The organism is Lacticaseibacillus rhamnosus, from assembly GCF_900636965.1.
Taxonomy (GTDB): Bacteria; Bacillota; Bacilli; order Lactobacillales; family Lactobacillaceae; genus Lacticaseibacillus; species Lacticaseibacillus rhamnosus.
Genome location: NZ_LR134331.1, coordinates 1,505,426 through 1,522,332 on the forward strand (window position 1 = coordinate 1,505,426; position 16,907 = coordinate 1,522,332).

10 protein-coding genes are annotated in these 16,907 nt (G+C 49.2%); 1 reads left to right on the forward strand and 9 read right to left on the reverse strand.

The features are described from left to right. Nucleotides 1-47 precede the first annotated feature (47 nt). The 9 genes from EL173_RS07745 to EL173_RS07790 all read right to left on the reverse strand — a co-directional run bounded on the left by EL173_RS07745 (nucleotide 48) and on the right by EL173_RS07790 (nucleotide 15,423). Nucleotides 48-512 (reverse strand): deoxycytidylate deaminase, encoded by a 465-nt coding sequence (locus tag EL173_RS07745; RefSeq protein WP_005693755.1) that lies wholly within the window; start codon nucleotides 510-512, stop codon nucleotides 48-50. Further along, complete coding sequence (gene nth / locus EL173_RS07750) at nucleotides 509-1,159, reverse strand: endonuclease III (protein WP_005689424.1); 651 nt, start codon at nucleotides 1,157-1,159, stop codon at nucleotides 509-511. Before nth ends, EL173_RS07745 begins: the two co-directional genes overlap by 4 nt. Before the next feature lie 54 nt (nucleotides 1,160-1,213). Continuing rightward, nucleotides 1,214-1,834, reverse strand: coding sequence for a DnaD domain-containing protein (locus EL173_RS07755; RefSeq protein ID WP_005689426.1), 621 nt, complete (start codon nucleotides 1,832-1,834; stop codon nucleotides 1,214-1,216). Nucleotides 1,835-1,888: 54 nt separating this feature from the next. Next, the gene (gene asnS / locus EL173_RS07760; protein WP_005689428.1) at nucleotides 1,889-3,187 is read right to left on the reverse strand and encodes an asparagine--tRNA ligase; all 1,299 of its coding nucleotides are present in this window, start codon (nucleotides 3,185-3,187) and stop codon (nucleotides 1,889-1,891) included. A gap of 23 nt (nucleotides 3,188-3,210) precedes the next feature. Beyond that, nucleotides 3,211-4,386 carry a pyridoxal phosphate-dependent aminotransferase gene (locus tag EL173_RS07765; RefSeq protein WP_005685894.1) on the reverse strand — a complete coding sequence of 392 codons (1,176 nt, stop codon included), beginning with the start codon at nucleotides 4,384-4,386 and terminating at the stop codon, nucleotides 3,211-3,213. Nucleotides 4,387-4,438: 52 nt separating this feature from the next. Next, nucleotides 4,439-4,930: a cell wall elongation regulator TseB-like domain-containing protein gene (locus EL173_RS07770; RefSeq protein WP_005689429.1), complete on the reverse strand. Its 492-nt coding sequence runs from the start codon at nucleotides 4,928-4,930 to the stop codon at nucleotides 4,439-4,441. Nucleotides 4,931-5,331: 401 nt separating this feature from the next. Next, complete coding sequence (locus EL173_RS07780) at nucleotides 5,332-8,133, reverse strand: helicase C-terminal domain-containing protein (RefSeq protein WP_005689433.1); 2,802 nt, start codon at nucleotides 8,131-8,133, stop codon at nucleotides 5,332-5,334. Nucleotides 8,134-8,176: 43 nt separating this feature from the next. Continuing rightward, complete coding sequence (gene addA, locus EL173_RS07785) at nucleotides 8,177-11,887, reverse strand: helicase-exonuclease AddAB subunit AddA (protein WP_005689435.1); 3,711 nt, start codon at nucleotides 11,885-11,887, stop codon at nucleotides 8,177-8,179. Continuing rightward, a complete protein-coding gene (locus EL173_RS07790; RefSeq protein WP_014571347.1) occupies nucleotides 11,884-15,423 on the reverse strand; it encodes a PD-(D/E)XK nuclease family protein in 3,540 nt (1,179 codons plus the stop codon). Before EL173_RS07790 ends, addA begins: the two co-directional genes overlap by 4 nt. A 541-nt stretch (nucleotides 15,424-15,964) precedes the next feature. On the opposite strand from EL173_RS07790, the gene mvk reads away from it, so the two are divergent. Next, the gene (gene mvk, locus EL173_RS07800; protein WP_014571348.1) at nucleotides 15,965-16,900 is read left to right on the forward strand and encodes a mevalonate kinase; all 936 of its coding nucleotides are present in this window, start codon (nucleotides 15,965-15,967) and stop codon (nucleotides 16,898-16,900) included. Nucleotides 16,901-16,907: the final 7 nt, after the last annotated feature.

Here is a 16,907-nt window from a genome sequence, read left to right on the forward strand (position 1 = left end):
CGCTACTGATTTGAGATGGTCAGTAGCGGTGCTTTTTATATGTGAAACTAAGCTTGCTGTTCTAGATGAACCACGGCCACATGGTGCTGTGCCAATAACGTTTCGCCATACGGATCATTGCGATAGTCATGCGCATACACGACACGCTTAATTCCAGCCTGGATCAAGGCCTTCGTACAATTCAGACATGGGAAAAAGTTAACGTAGACGGTTGCGCCATGGGTACTGACCCCATTAGCCGCACATTGAATGATGGCATTCATTTCGGCATGTATGGTCCGAATGCAATGACCATCGCGCATTAAATGACCGGCCTCATCACAATGCGGATCACCACTAATCGCGCCGTTATAACCCGTCGCAATGATCCGATGTTCCTGAACCAAAACCGCCCCCACCGTTGCGCGCTCACAAGTTGAACGTTCTGAAACCTTTTTGGCGAGTTCAAGAAAATAATGATCCCAGCTTTCACGGTGAACCGTACGCTTGGATGGCATAATGGTATCTGTCAATGTTCTTCCCCCTTTAATGGCGCGTAATGGGTAGCCAGAAACGTCCATTCCGGTCCGGATGGTGGCTGTGGGTCACGCGCGCGTAAATGTTCACGGCCGAATCGAATCAAACTGCGGTGAAGTTTGATCCAGGTCGATTTTGGCATCAAAGTTTCAAGTCGGCTTTGGATTTGAACCGGTGTTGCTTTAGGTGAAACCAGGCCCAATCCTTTCACAATGCGACTGACATGGGTATCAACCGCCACGCCCGGTATGCCAAAAGCATCGCTGAGGACCACAGTGGCGGTTTTCTTACCAACCCCTGGCAATTTGACCAAGTCAGCTGCATTGGCTGGCACCTGACCATCATATTTTTCAACTAAAATAGCACTCAACGCTTTTAAATGCGCCGCTTTAGTTCGATATAAACCAAGACGACTGATTTTTTTGGAAATATCAGTGACTGAAGCAGCAGCCATTGCCGCGGGCGTTGGATACGCGGCAAATAGTTCGGGCGTAACCGCATTAACGGCTACATCCGTTGTTTGCGCCGAAAGCATCACTGCCACTAGAATCTGAAAAGGATTTTGCGCTTGTAATGTCGGCTGTGGGTCAGGATACAACGCCATAATTTGCTCGAACAATTGCCGGGCTTCTGAATCAGTCACACAGGTTCCCCCTTTTAAAATCGGCTTGATTGTGATTCCGGTACTGCCTAATAGCTAAAGTTCTTGATGGCGCTTGAGTTCGGCTTGAACCTGTTGCGCGGTTTTAAGATGCCGCCGTTCCCAATTCAGCAAAATGCGATCCATGTACTTCAGTGAATACGCGGCATTCAAAACGGCTTCGCGCAACGCCAATAAGATCACTTCTGGCAAGTAGTGATCCGTCGTCAGCCAGTCGCGAATTGTTTCCTGTTCAATTGGTGAAAGTGGTCGGCCAAATTCAATTTCAATTTGATTAAAGACATTCGTTTGCGCATCGGCATTTGGTTGGGACATCACACTGCTATGGGCTTTTTGGTTTGCTGGGAGTTTCGCCAGCAACGGCGCGAGATCATAATGGTCGCGCATTTTACCCTGACCATCCGGAATGCTTTCAAGAACAATCGCCTGTTTTTGAATCAACGTTTCAATTGCTGTATAGATTGCATTGGGTGCGACGTTCATGCGCGCTGCCAATGCCTTAAGATCAGGGGCTTGATGATGCTTGGATTGCCACTGATCAATGAACAGATACGTTATAAACTCGGTTTGGGTCAGTCCTAACGTAGGATAGTTATCAAACAGCAGATTAGAGACATTAAACTGCCCCGCTTCGATATACCGTTTTAAATCAGTCATGATAGGGATCCTCCAAAAAAAGCCGGCGCGTTGGCGTCCGACTTTTGGTTGCCATTACGGCTTTAGGCGATTGATCATTCGTGGGAATGGAATGGCTTCGCGCAGATGATCCAGCTTGCAGATCCAGGTAATGGCGCGTTCAAGGCCCAAACCAAATCCGGAATGCGGTACTGAACCGTACTTGCGTAAATCCAGATACCATTCGTATTCATCTAAATCAAGGCCGGCCTTTTCAATGGCAGCTTTGAGCTTGTCATAATCGGTTTCACGTTCCGAACCGCCGATGATTTCGCCGTAACCTTCTGGTGCTAGCATATCGGCGCAGACATATTGCTGCTCATCTTCCGGGTCCGTTAGCATGTAGAACGGTTTGATGGCTTTAGGATAATTCAACACAAAGACTGGTTGATCAAATTGATCTGACAGATACGTTTCTTCCGGCGAGCCAAAATCATCACCGTATTTGACGTCCATCCCTGCTGCCTGCAACATTTCGATTGCTTTTTTGTAGCTGATGCGTGGATATGGCAGCTTCGTATACTGTTTGAGCACTTCCGGATCGCGGCCTAGCAAATGTAACGGATAGGCGCAGTTATCCAATACCGCCTGCACCATATAGGCAACATAACGCTCCTGAACCTTTAAACTCTCTTCCTGATGACAAAACGCCATTTCCGGTTCGATCATCCAAAACTCGGTCAAATGCCGGCGGGTCTTACTTTTTTCTGCGCGAAATACCGGCCCGCACGTGAAGACTTTACCATAGGCCATTGCCCCTGCTTCAGCATACAACTGACCGGATTGGCTAAGATAAGCTTTCTTATCAAAATAGTCAGTTTCAAAAAGTTCAGTTGTGCCTTCAGGTGCCGAATCGGTCAAAATCGGCGGGTCCATCTTGATAAAGCCTTCATTGTTAAAGAATTCAAACGTGGCGCGAATCATTTCGTTACGAATTTGTTGAATCGCAAATTGGCGCTTTGATCGTAACCAAAGATGGCGGTGATCGAGCAGGAACTCAATGCCATGCTCTTTAGGCGTAATCGGATAGTCGTGTGAATCCCCGACAAGCTCAATGTTGCGGACTTCGATTTCGTAGCCAAAATGACTGCGGCTATCTTGGTGAATGACGCCGGTGATCCACATGCTGGACTCTTGACGTAATTCCTTTGCCAGCTGAAAGACCTCATCTGGCACGTCGGCTTTAGAAACGACGCCTTGGAAATACGCGGAACCATCGCGTAATTGTAGAAAGGCAATCTTTCCGGAGCTGCGTTTATCGGTTAACCACGCCCCAATTGTTACTTCCTCGTTCACATGTTCTTTTGCATCAATAATGCGAATCTTTTCCGTCATGCGTTAACTCCCCACTTCAATAATTATTTACCAACAAACTCCCGGATACGCCGGGCGGCCTCTTTCAGACTGGCCAAATCTTTACAATAACTAATCCGCGCATGGTCCGGCATGCCAAACGCCCGTCCAGGAACAATGGCAACCCCGGTTTCAGTCAACAGTGCACTGATAAAGTCATCAACCGTACCATAATGACTCAATTGAGCGGCACGCTTAATATTCGGGAAAAGGTAGAAGGCGCCTTGCGGTTTATCTCCCATATCGAAACCGGGAATATCTGCCAGAAGATCATAGAAAAGATTCAGCCGTTCTTCAAAGGCACGGCGCATCTTTTCAACAACCTGCTGATCGCCAGTTAAAGCTGCCACCGCGGCGTATTCGGAAACTGCTGCCGGATTAGAGGTCGTGTGGCTAATAAAGGTCGCCATGGCCTGAATCAGCTTTTCCGGACCGGCCGCATAACCAATCCGCCAACCCGTCATCGCATATGACTTGGAGACGCCGGAAATTAAAACAGTATTCGCTGCGATATCGGGATCGATACTAATCATTGAGGTGTAAGTCGTACCGTTATAAATCAGATCCCGGTAAATATCGTCAGTCACTACCAAAATATGATGCTTCAGCGCCCAATTGCCAATTAAGGTCAGTTCCGTGCGATCATAGACAACGCCGCTTGGATTTTGTGGCGAATTGATAATCAATGCCCGGGTTTTATCGGTCCGAGCCGCTTCAAGATCATCGACACTGACTTTATGTCCGACTGCTGGCATGACCAGATGTGGCACGCCACTCGCCAATTTAATCTGTTCCTCGTAGGAAACCCAGTATGGGACAGGAATCAGCACCTCATCTCCCGGGTTTAAGAAAACCTGAAATAAGGCATACAAAGCAAACTTAGCGCCGGTGGTTGCAACGATTTGACGATGATCATAACGAATACCGTCTTGGGCAAATATCCGGTCACTAATCGCCTGCTTTAATTCCGGAATACCGGTTGCTGCCGTATAGAAACTGGCATTACCAGCCTGAATCGCCGCAATAGCTGCGTCATCAATCGCCTTAGGGGTTGAAAAATCTGGTTGGCCAATAGACAAATCAATGACATCGGCACCTTTTGCCTTTAAGTCTTTCGTCTGATTACTTAAGGCCAATGTCGCTGACGGTGCGACGTTGAGGATTCTTTTTGCTAAATGCACGACTGCGCCTCCTACAGCTTCGGCACCATTGCGGCTACCGAATCATTTTTAATTATAAATTTTTGATCGCGTTCAATTGTTCGCCGCTGCGAAAACTGTACGTCACGTAGTTCAGTTTACCAGACTTTGACAGATAGCCAATATCCCAGACAAATTCCGATCCTCTTTTACCCAGTGATGCATTCAGAATTTTCTTGGGAGCGCTGGTTTGGGTCACCTGTTGAATGGCTTTTTGCCGGGTAATTCCGGACTTTTGGTTTAAAATCGTTACCTTACCTGTCTTTTTCTGAATCACAACGTAAACTGACTGATTCTTCTTGGTTTGACCGGCAACGGTGAGATAACTCTTATCACGGTTGTACCACCAGAAGCCGTTCACGGTTTTTAAATCAGCCCGATTGGTAGCAATTTTTTCCGCTTGGTCGCGCAATTGTTGGTAAGGTGACAGACTCTTGGCATAAATTCCGATGGCAGCGATGATGAGAACAATCAGGCCACCGATAAATAAGAATTTGACCCAGTCGAATCGACGATGATGACGCATCTGTGCTCCCCTCCTTTTGTTGGGTATGGTTGGTTGAGAATTAGGTGATGATTAAGCCAATGCTGTTCGTAAGCGCGCTCACAGGCCTAGAAACCTGCGCGTAAGGACCTTGATTCCAAATGGCCAAGGTGTAGTTAGCTCGTGCAACTTTTTGGTTAATGAAATAGTGTTGGCCGAAGCTGTTCGTAAACGCGCTCACAGGCCCAGAAACCTGCGCATAAGGACCTCAAACCCAAATGGCCAAGGTGTGGTCAGCTCGGCAACTTTTTGGTTAGTGAAATGGTGTTGGCCGATACCTTTCGTAAACGCGCTCACAGGCCCAGAAACCTGCACATAAGGACCTTGATTCCAAATGGCCAAAGCCCGGCCATTTGGAATCAAGGCCACTTATGTTCCGGTTTCTAAACGGGCCTGTTCGCGCTCTTGTTTCTTAACCACATTCTAATGTAACCCGGAATATCGGTGAGTGGCAATGTCATTGGTTTAATATTTGGTAAGGATTTTTGCATTTTCTTACCATACGCGGTGGTGATGAAGCGTGGATCGAGGATGATGAAGGCGCCGCGGTCGGTTTCGGTGCGGATGAGGCGGCCGAAGCTTTGACGCAGCCGCAAGATCGCACGCGGTAGGGCATCTTCTGTGAACGGATCGCCGCCGCTTAATTGAATCTGACGGTATCGGGCTTTGGTGATCGGCGCTTCAGGCGCATCAAAGGGCAACCGCGTTAGAATGACGATTTCAAGCAGTCGATCGGGATAATCAATGCCTTCAAAAAAGCTTGCTGCCCCTAATAGTAAACTCTGGTCGCCAACTGCAAACCGTTTGGCAATTTTTTCCGCTGAACCGGTGACCCCTTGAGCCAATAGCTCTTTATGCCCGGCAATTGGTCGATGGATCAAACGTTGGTAGACGGCCTCAATGACGGATAAAGAATTAAATAAGACAATCGTTTGATATTGATTATCCGCCAGTTGTTCAATGGCCATCGCTAAATAATCAGCGTAGGCATCATCCGAGACGTCTGCGGCATGAGGAGCATCTGTTGCCACTAAAACCTTGGCCTGATCGCGATAATGAAATGGACTGCGGAGTTTTAAGAAGCTGGATTCCGGTAATTTGTGATAGCCTAATTGGGCAGTTAGAAAATCAAATGAACGCTCAGCCGTCAAGGTGGCACCGACGAATACTGGCGCTTCAAAATGATGAATCAGTTGCTGAACGGCAGATCCGACTTGGAAAACATCCCAACTTAATTCCAGACTCGCCACATCGGTAATCTGGCGTAAATTAACGGACATCATCACCGCCTGCCCGGCAATTAAATCCGGCAACCGGCTTAGTAACTCTTGAAGAAGCCGGCGATGATCTGCCAAGGCGATTCGCAGCGCTGCTAACGCTTGAAACTGCTGACCATCGCTTTTTAAGAAGAAATGCGGTCGGCGGTTAAAATCAGCAATTAATTTGTCAGTTGTGACCGTCAACCGCCCGAGAACCTTAATGAGCGATTTGATGGTGGTCGTTTGTGTCTGTTCGAGCCACTTGGCCGCTGCTGAATCCAAACTTAAGTTCACAAAACCTGAAGCTGCAGTTGTTTTGCCAAAAAAGAAGTGGCGATGGATCTGACGCTGCAAGGTATTCACAGCCGTCTCGGCAGTGGCTGCCTGTTGATTCAGTTGCTGTAACACCGTTAGCATGGCAGGTTCACTTTGATAAATCGCAGTCAAAGAATGCCGTTCGTCTGGTTCACTCAATTGCCATACACGATGCAAATGATGATTTAAGTGGTCAAGCGCCACCCGCCGTGCAAACGCGGCAGCAGTATTGTCGGCAAAGTGCTGCGCCTCATCGACCACTAGAAATGGCCGTTTAAATGGTAACGTGTCTGCATGCCGTGAAAGAAACGCGTGGTTTGTTACCACCACCACTGCGTCAGCCAATTTAGCCTGCAGCCGCCGATAAAAATCGAACGTATAAAAAGGATTGATAAATGGCGTGCCAACATCACCGGTATGCCGGATTTCAGCAAACAACGGCGCGCGATAAGTGGTTAAATGCAGCTCATCTAAATCTCCTGTCGTTGTTTGAGTCAGCCATACCAGTAATTTCATTTGCAACAGTTGGGTTTGGCGAGTCGGTCCTTCTTGGTGAAGACTAGCGGCAAATTTATTGAGATCAAGATAATGCTGGGGACTTTTCAGCTCAACCGTGGGTAACGTGCGCCCAAGCAAGGCATCAAGTGCGGGAATGGCTTGCGTTATCAGCTGCGTTTGCAAAACCAGGGTTGACGTTGCCACAACCAACTTGTGCTCAGGTGTGGCAAGGTAAGCATAAGGCAGTAAATAGCCCAACGTCTTTCCCAAGCCAGTCCCTGCTTCGATGAATAATGGTATTTCGGTTTTTTGCGCATGCGTGAAAATGGCATCCATCATCTTGGCCTGTGCTTTACGAAAGCGATAGCGCGGCTGTAGCAGATGTTTTTTGGCTAGTTCGGTTGCTGGATAAGCGCCAGCCGCTGCCAAATCGGTTGGTGTAGTCATCGGCCGACGTAACACCAATGGCCCGACCTGAACAAATTCTTTTTTTAACGGTCTGGGAGGTGACGCGATCATTTTCAGATAATCACCGGTTTCGCGAATAAAGCCATCGTGACGCTGAATCAAGGCCTGTTGCGTTGGTGTCGGTAAGGCCTGAAAGCGCGCCTTTAGTTGCAACAGTAGTTTCGCGGTACTGGTAGCGTCACTATCGGCTTGATGCGGGTTGTCATGTTGGATCGCAAAATGAGTCGTCAAATCACTGAGTCGAAAACTGCTGATTTCTGGAAGTAACACCTGTGCCAACTCAACAGTATCAATCGCCTCAAGCTGTAATTTTGGTAAACCGATACGCTCAAACTCTGCATTTAGAAACGGATAATCAAAATTAACATTGTGCGCCACAAAGACCGTCTTAGTTAGCACTTGGTGAAGCGCGGGCGCTACCTCATCAAAATATGGCGCCGCGACTAACCGTTCAGGGCTGATTCCGGTCAACCGCTGGATCGTCTGCGGGACTGACCGATCCGGGTTGATCATTTGTGAAATTGTTTGAATGATCTTGCCATGGCGCACCAAAGCACAACCGAATTGAATCATACGGTCGCCGTCTTTGACACTGGTTCCGGTTGTTTCCAAATCAACCACAGCAAAAGTGGTGTCAGCATTCATGAACTTTTAACCATTCCTGTCTAAACATACTGCATCTATCATACTATTTCCCTGTTGACTCTGCTACTAAATCCACAATCGTTCCTGTCCGTAACAAGACCAGATAACGATGGGTAACCGGCTCGGGTTGAAGTTGCGCCAGGGCCTGAGCGTATAAGTTCAGTTGGCCACGATAACGCGCGACTAACTTTGCCGGATCGGGCTCGTGATCGGTTTTGTAGTCAAACAACGTGACACCATCGGCCTCAGTCACATAACCGTCCATAATCCCGTGAACCAAAACATCCTCGCCGGGGTCATTTTGTAAAATCTCAAACAACTGATTGGCAGGCAACAACATGGAAAACGGCACTTCCCGTTGCACCTGTTGCGGCTTAGCTTGCAATAACTGCCCTAGATCGGTTGCAAAAAAGCGCACCAAAGCAGTTAGGTCAATCCGCTTGGCAACCTCTGCCGGCATGACCCCGGTGGTTATCAAGTGGTGGCGCAAGGCTTCTAGACTGTTCAGCGTAATCGGTTTGGTCAGGTCAACCAATTGGAGCAATAAATGCGTCGCCGTTCCAATCGCAGCGGCATTCCCACCACCGGAAGTTTCGGTCAAAAATGCTGGGGCACTTAAATCGTGTAGCGGCGGTTTTTGCCCTAAAAATCGGTCGGCACTTACAAGTTCCATCGTATCCGGATCGTCAAAAGCCCGCTTGATTTCCGAAACACTTTGAAAGCCTGCCGTTGTCGTGGCAGCTTGGAATGGATACTGTTTGGCAAACCATCCTGTCAGATCAATCGCAGGTGCATCTGTTTTGGCTGGCGTTTTGGTCGCCACTCCGACTTTAATTTGCGGATGAGTCTCGATTGCAATGGAAAACTCGGTTGGATCAGCTATCAAGGCCGGTTTGACGGTGGTTTCAGTCAGTCCTTTGACTTGCGGATGACGAATGAGGGCCGGTCCGATCCAATCCAGATAATTCGTTGCCGCCCCGCGAATTTGCGGTGCAAGTGTGAGCTGTTCACCTTCCGCGGCTTTGGCCCACTTGGCGACCGTTTTGTCAGCCGAAGTTAATTGCTGCCCGCTCATGGTTGCGCCAACAACATAGAGGCGTTGCTGGGCACGCGTCAACGCCACATACAAAAGACGCATTTCTTCAGCCAATGTTTGATTTTGTCGAGCGGCTTTGGCGGCTTGGTATTGCGGTAACTCATATTCCACCCGGGTTTGCGGGTCGAGCCACTTAATACCGATCCCATTTTTAGTTAAAATTGCCGGTCCGCTTTGATCGCGACGGTTAAAGTGTTTGTTCGTTTGTAAGACAAAAACAACGGGGAACTCAAGCCCTTTACTCTTGTGAATCGTCATCAATTTGACGGCATCATTATCCGGATCAACCTGAGCCGGTGTGGCAAGGTCCTGATCCTGCTTTTGCATCAAGGTAATGAAATGAATGAAGGCAAACAAACCTTTAAAGCCGCCAGATTCATAAGTCCGAGCACGATCAACCAAGGCAAGTAAATTTGCCTGGCGTTGACTGCCGCCAGGGGTGCCGCCAACATAATCGAGAAAGCCGGTTTCCTGATAAATGGCCCACAGTAATGTCACTAGATCATTTTCCCGGGCCAGATCGCGAAAATGATTGAGTTGGTCCAAGAACGCGGCCAAAGTAGCGTGGGTGCGTTTAGCCAGCGGCGTTGTCGGTGTTCCGGTGAGAAAAGCGGTCACCGCGTCATAATAAGGTACTTGTTTGGCTGCCAATCGAATCAAGGCTAACTGATCAGCTGAGAGGCCGACAATCGGCGAGCGCAAAACCGCAACTAACGGAATATCTTGCTTAGGATTATCGATGATTTTGAGGAGTGCCAGCATCACCATCAATTCCGTCGTCTTGAAGAAATTCTTGGTATCAGCCACGAATAATGGTACGCCGGCTGCAGCAAATTGGGTTTGAATGAGGCTGTTTTGGGTGGTTTGGCGTGTTAAAAGCGTAATATCACGATACCGGATACGCCGATATTGCTGGTTGGCGCGATCCCATAATTGTGCATGGGGGTCCGAAACTAACCGCTGGATCTCGGCAATGACCATTTGCGTTTGACCGGTCGCAACATCCAGCGGCTCGTCATCTTCATCGGTTGCAGACCAGTCCGAAGTCGCGTCGGTTTCGTCATCATCGTCCGAAGTCGCTTTGCTATACAGCATGACTTTGACCGCTGGGTGGCAATCGCCATAATCAAGCGCACCATACTTTAACGCAGCATTGTCGTCATAAGCCAAATCGCCGACTTCAGGATCCATAATCTGGCTAAAAATAAGATTGGTGAACGCCAAAACATTTTTAGTCGAGCGAAAATTTTCTGCCAAAATAATCCGTTCAGGTGCGGTGGGTGTTTCCGGATGATTGGCAAACGCCTGATATTTTTGAATGAATAACTGCGGGTCAGCTAAGCGAAATCCATAGATACTTTGCTTCACATCCCCGACCATAAAGCGATCGCCGGGGTCGGTTGTGCTGACGGCTGCCAGTAACGCTTCTTGTAAGGGGCTAATGTCTTGATACTCGTCGACCATCACCTCATCGAAACTGGCGCGATAATTGTCAGCAATCGGTGCGCCGGTTTGGGGATCTTTTTGCTGCAGGATTCGCAGTGCGTTATGCGCAATATCGCTATAGTCTTGCACATGCCGAACCGCCTTTTCTGCGGTCAGCGCATCTAAAAAGGTTAAGGCCACCTCCGTCAGCATGGTCATCATCGGTTGCACCGTGCGCAGTAAGTCGGTGATTTGCTCACTCGTTAAGGCAAAATCCGGTGCCAACTGATCCTGCCATATTTTTTTAGCGGCATCCCGCAGTTGTTTAGCCTCATTTTTGAGTGCTTTGTCGTCGTCATCAAGACCTTTGCTGGCGCGAGACCACGCCAAGAAGTCATGCTGAACTAAGGCGTCGCGAACCGCTTCATAGCTCGGCTCAGGGTTGTCTAATAAACTTTGTAACGGGTTCAAATCGGCCGTGATTTGTTGATGCCAGACTGGATTTGGCAAGCGGTTGGCCAGCTCATCCGCTTGCGTCAGCGTGGTAAATACTTGCATGAGTTTGCGCTTGGTTCGCGGCCAAATCTGGTGCGTGAAGGTCGCCGCCCAAGCTTCTGGTGCATAAGGCTTTGCCAGTTGTTGCAAGTAAGCTTTAGGATCGGTTGTGGCAGCAGCTTGGCGCATTAACTCGAACATTAAATCCTGAAGGCCACTATCATCCCGATCGCCGCTAAAGTTAGCGGTCAATTGCTCGAATTCCGCCGCTTCGTCACCAGCATAAAATTGTTCGCGCAAATCGTTCCAAACCTGTTCTTGTAACATATAGCGCTCAGTTTCATCAGTCAGTAATCGAAAGCCTGGATCTAAATCGATAACATAGTAATAAGTTTGGACGATTTGCAAGCTAAACGCATCCAACGTACTGATTTTGGCTGCATTCACCATGGCAATCTGGTTGGCCAGATGGCGCCGATCCTCAGCATTTAACTCATGTCGCTTGGCGGTCAGTGTTTGCTTCAAGGCAGTCTGAATCTTAGTCCGCATTTCCGAAGTTGCCGCTCGCGTAAAAGTCACGATCAACATTCTGGTAATATCGGCGTGTTGTTTGAGAATCTTTTGAATAATGCGTTCAACTAATACAGTGGTCTTGCCGCTGCCAGCCGAGGCTGATACCAACATATCATGGCCGTGATGGCTAATGGCAGCTTGTTGCGATGGGGTAAATTGCGTCATGACTGTGGATGCTCCTTTTCAGAATGCGGTATTTGTGTCGGGTCAGCGGTAAGGCGTCCGATCACGTCTTTACGCTTTAACTTAGGGACGTGATGGTAATGATCAAAACCGGTTGCAGGGTCAAACAGCATAATACTTTGATAGTCGCTGCGACTGACAATCGTGGAAGACTGGCCATATTGGAAAGGCTCAAGTGCAATATCCCCAGCGAGAATTTGCGTGGCTGCATCGATAATCAGCGCCTGATTGTGAGCCAAATAAGCCCGCAACGCCTCGGGAGTCAGGACGTTTGACTGATTTTGATTGAAACTGCCATCTTTTTTAAAGCCAAGCGGTGCAATCTCACTACGACCGCCACTTTCCGGTGAAATGGTACGATCCACGGCCGCCAGCTCATCTCCGTGTTCGGCGACTAAGAACCCCAGATACTTGAAGGCTTTGAGTCGCTCAAGTGCCGGTTCCAATTCAGGCGTGTATTTGAGTTTAGGATCCTGCAAGTGAAAATACAGCGCCCCCGCCGGAACAAACGGTGGCTCTGCTGTCACGTTGGTCATTGCTTCAATGTAAGTCAGCATTTGCAAGGCAATGCCATAATAAGCGTCACTATCATCGAAGCGGCGTTGCCCACTTTTATAATCGACAATAATAAAACGCCGGGCATCAGGTTCGCGATAAATATCAAGCCGATCGATTTTACCGTGAACATTGACGCGACCCCCATGCGGCAACGGCCATGATAAGCCTGGCAGTCCCTTGGTATCGCCAATCCGGCCAAACTGCAGCTCGGTGCGCACCGGGCGGAAGCCGCTGCGTTGCTGTTGCTGGCGCATGTTGAGCAAAACCTGAATGAGCAGTCGACTTAAGCGCTTGGTCAAATAAGTCATGCGATACGTACTGCCGAGGATTTCATACCCCGGCTGTTTGGCAATCTCGGCAACCATTGGCGGTACGGCAGCCATGATCGCCGCGGGTTCAACATCGGCCAAGTTTTGTTGTTGATCACGCAATTGCGTTAAATACCGATCAAGTACAGCATGAAAAAGACTACCGGTGTCGGCTGGTGAAAGCTCAAATTCCGGTCGCGGTTGGAGCAGCAAACCATATTTAAGGAAATATTCGAAATGATTAAGATAATACGTCTCCAATCGCGACACGGAAACATTCATATCGCGGCCATAGAGTTGCACCGCCAGCTGTGGATCAAGGCGGCCAGGATCATTTTGATACGTCAAACTTCCGGCAAGGCGTTGGGCCAGGTTGGCTAAATCGGTTTGTTTCAATGCGCTTAACACACTTTGCCAAGCCAGACTCAGGGGTTGTTTTTGCTGTTGGGCATCACCGGCAGCCCGAATGAAGTCGCTTAACATTGCCCGCGGGCTGCCAAGGACAGATTTGACCGTTGTCGCGAGTGTTACCGGCGCCCAGGTTTCGGGCACGAGATGAAGCGCCCGTTTCAGTTGCTGAAAATAAGGTGACGCCTGATTTTCACTATTTTCTTGCGGGTTTTGCATGGGGTAACTTAGCGTCAACGTCTCGCTGGCGGCCATGAAGCCCAAATAGTTGATAAACGGATCACCTAAAGTTGTTGTTGGACCTTGCTCGGGTAAAAAGCGGTCATCCGGCAACTGTGCAGCTAATAATTGGCGCTCTTCACTGTTTAAAACGCCGTCATCATTGGGAACATCCGGCATGGCGGTGCTGGTGGCCCCGATAACAAAAACATGTTTTGCTTTGGCTAATCGGACTAACCCGGTTTCTGAAATCACAACCGCGTCAAGTGTGGCCGGAATCTGTGTGTAAGTCGCACTGGCAAAGCCGGCAGCAAGCAACTCATGAAATTGCTCGCGATTAAACTTAGCGTTGCCCAAAATGGTAACGTAATCATCCAGCAAAGCGGTAAATGTGGTCCATGCTTGTTCGTGCGCTCGACTGCGAGCAAGCTCACCGGCTGCACTTGCTGCTTCTCGCCACGCGTTCAACTGGTCCACTACCCCAATTTTCGTTAACCAGTGGTACAAACTTCGCGCAGCCTCAAGTCCGGTTTTAGCTGCCTGCCATTGTTTGAGTAAGGCCGGCACAGTTTGAGCCACCAGCGTTTTTATGGCATTGATTTGAGCGGTTTTATCGGCTTCAGGATCCATTTCTGTCTCATCAGCAGCGGGATTACGCTGAAAATACCGCCATGGTTCTGTCTGTGTCCAGCGTCTTTTACCTGCAATCCCTGTTCGAACCAAATGATTGTCGAGGGTATCGACGGCATCACGAAAATCTGCCACCGCCATCCCCTGAGGCAACAAAAGCTCAGTATGCAACAAGCGCATGATGTCTTGATACTGATAGTCATGATCCTGGATGGCAAATAGGCTTTCGATTAACACCACCAAGGGATGATCCTTCATCGGCCGCTGCAAGTCGGTAAATTGTGGAATCTGAAATTCAGCAAAAATAGCCGGAATGATCGTTGCGTACGGATCTAATCGCCGAGCAATAATCACAAAATCCCGATAACGTGCTCCGTTGCGAACCGCTTGATAGATAGATTGGGCCACATGCCGCAATTCCTGATAGGGATCAGTCGCAGTGGCTAAATGCACATGATCGGCAACATTTGCGGTTGGCGCCGGCTGCGGTTCGATATTGGTATTAGCCTGCCACCAACTCGCCACCTGTCGCATGCCCAAGCTTAAGTGCCGTGGCTGAGCAAACCGATCCAACCGAATTGGAATTCGCATCGTTTTGGCTTTTTGATACAAACGATGATAAAGCCGACCAGCAGGTAAAAAGAGATTAGGAGCCACAGGCGGTGCAGTTGGATAAGGCCGATCCAACACGAGGCCGATCGTCACTTCTGCGGCGGTTTCCAGCATCGTTTCCACCAGTGCTGACTCTGAAGCAGAAAATACGTTAAAATGGTTGAGATAGATAAACGTGTGGGTGAGATCATGGGTACGCATGGCTTGCTGCAGCCCACTTAGCAGACTGGCGGTTGTCGCATAAGGACCGATTTCTGCTTCATATTGATCAAGAATAATGCCTAAATCACGCAACTTAGCCCGGTGCCGATCGCCTGGTGTCAGAGCCGCAACGGTATTGGCTAAGTCTTCGGCGGTAATCCGGCCAATCATGAGTTCACTCAATTGGCCAGCAAGCTGTGTGACAAACCCAGTGTGCTGAGCTTCTCCGGCATAAATGGTTAAGTCCGCTTGCCGTTCTGCAAGAATTTTGGCAACCAGCATCGTATTGCTAGCTTGATCCAGCCGTGGTTGCTGATAAAGCGGCGTGTTCTTCAAATAAAACCAGGCCAGCCGGGAAAAGGATAAGACCTGAACGCGACTTTGCACGTAAGTCTCCGAGTTCCCCTGTTGCAATTGGCGCAAGCGTTTGAGAAGATCAATTTCTGCTTCAAATTTAATATGGTTCGGTACCAGTAAAAAAATCCGGTTTTGGGAATCAGCGGTAAGCTTTTCATGAATCATAGCCGCCATGGTTTGGGTATGATCCGTCGTTGCATCACCGAGAATAAACTGCAACCCCATGTGAAAACCTCCTAAGGAAAGTGAGCGTGAGCCGGCGCGGTTAGAAGTCGGAGTGTAAGCGGCCTCAGACGTGATGGCCCGGATTTGGCCATTGCGGCTGAGGTCCTTACACGCAGACTTCTGCGCCGGGGAGCGCGTTATAGAAAAGTGAGCGCGAGCCGGCGCGGTTAGGGATCGGAGTATAAGCGGCCTTGGGCGTGATGGCCGGGCTTTGGCCATTGCGACCAAGGTCCTTGTACGCAGATCCCTGCGCTGGGGAACGCGTTATAGAGTGAGCGCGAACCAGCCCGGTTAAAACCTACCCCAACCCGCATGTTGCGATGTGAGAAAACCACTAGCACAGCAGCCCCAGTACAAAGACGACCTTAATTTTAATCGTCATTCTCTTAAACCGCCTACTTAAAGGCTACCGCACCAACAAAAACAGTCTCACTATTTAAATACGTGTGCCTGATGACTTATGCTTTAGTCTAGCATAACTAAGTAGTGTCCGATCAGGGTTTGCGCTATCATAAGTAAAGAATATTAACGAGGTGTTTATATGAAAATCGGGACGGGGAAAAGTTACGCAAAAATTATTCTCATTGGCGAGCACGCCGTTGTTTATGGGGAACCGGCCATCGCTTTGCCAGTCAAAAGTATTCGATTATTAGCTAAAGTCGAGCCAATACCTGATGGCCGGCAGGAAGTCACGTCCGCCTTTTTTACCGGCGATTTGAATGCGGGTCAGTTAACCAATTTTGCCGGCATTGCCATGCTCATTCGCCAGCTGCTCGTGTTCTTCAATGCTGCTGATCAAGGCTTTCATCTGACCATTACCAGTGCTTTGCCATCAGAACGGGGCATGGGATCATCCGCAGCGACTGCAGTAGCCGTTGTGCGCGCCTTTTACGATGCGTTTCAAACGTCGCTCAGCCATTCGGTTTTGCTAAACTGGGCCGGGATCTCGGAAAAAGCTTTGCACGGCAACCCCAGCGGCTTGGATGCGGCTACGGCTAGCGCTGAAAAGCCGCAGTGGTTTGTCCGCGGCAAGTCGTTACGATCCATCATGATGCCGCGCAATGGCGTTTTACTGATTGCCGACACTGGGATCGCCGGTCAGACGAAGATTGCGGTTGATCAAGTGGCTCAGAAATTAAAAAAGGACCCGAAAACGTATCAGCCACTGATCACCGACATTGGTGATGCGGTGCGTCAGGCGGCTTTGGCACTGGCACAAGATGACATTATCACCCTAGGACAACTCTTAAATCGAGATCAAGCGGACTTGGCGGCTCTTGGCGTTAGCAGTCCCGAGCTTGATCGACTGATTAATGTTGCCCTTGATAACGGCGCATATGGGGCGAAACTGACCGGTTCCGGCATGGGCGGCTGCATGATTGCCCTTGCCGCCGCGGATCAGGCGCCGACAATTATCCAGGCACTAAAGGCAGCCAATGCCGTTAAAGTCTGGGAATACCACTTTGAAACGAAATGAGGCTGCT

Bases quoted from the DNA above. Each gene is read 5' to 3' on its own strand.
- EL173_RS07790 (WP_014571347.1), bottom strand. From the start codon at position 15,423: ATGGGGTTGCAGTTTATTCTCGGTGATGCAACGACGGATCATACCCAA.
- EL173_RS07780 (WP_005689433.1), bottom strand. From the start codon at position 8,133: ATGAATGCTGACACCACTTTTGCTGTGGTTGATTTGGAAACAACCGGA.
- EL173_RS07755 (WP_005689426.1), bottom strand. From the start codon at position 1,834: ATGACTGATTTAAAACGGTATATCGAAGCGGGGCAGTTTAATGTCTCT.
- mvk (WP_014571348.1), top strand. From the start codon at position 15,965: ATGAAAATCGGGACGGGGAAAAGTTACGCAAAAATTATTCTCATTGGC.
- asnS (WP_005689428.1), bottom strand. From the start codon at position 3,187: ATGACGGAAAAGATTCGCATTATTGATGCAAAAGAACATGTGAACGAG.
- addA (WP_005689435.1), bottom strand. From the start codon at position 11,887: ATGACGCAATTTACCCCATCGCAACAAGCTGCCATTAGCCATCACGGC.
- EL173_RS07770 (WP_005689429.1), bottom strand. From the start codon at position 4,930: ATGCGTCATCATCGTCGATTCGACTGGGTCAAATTCTTATTTATCGGT.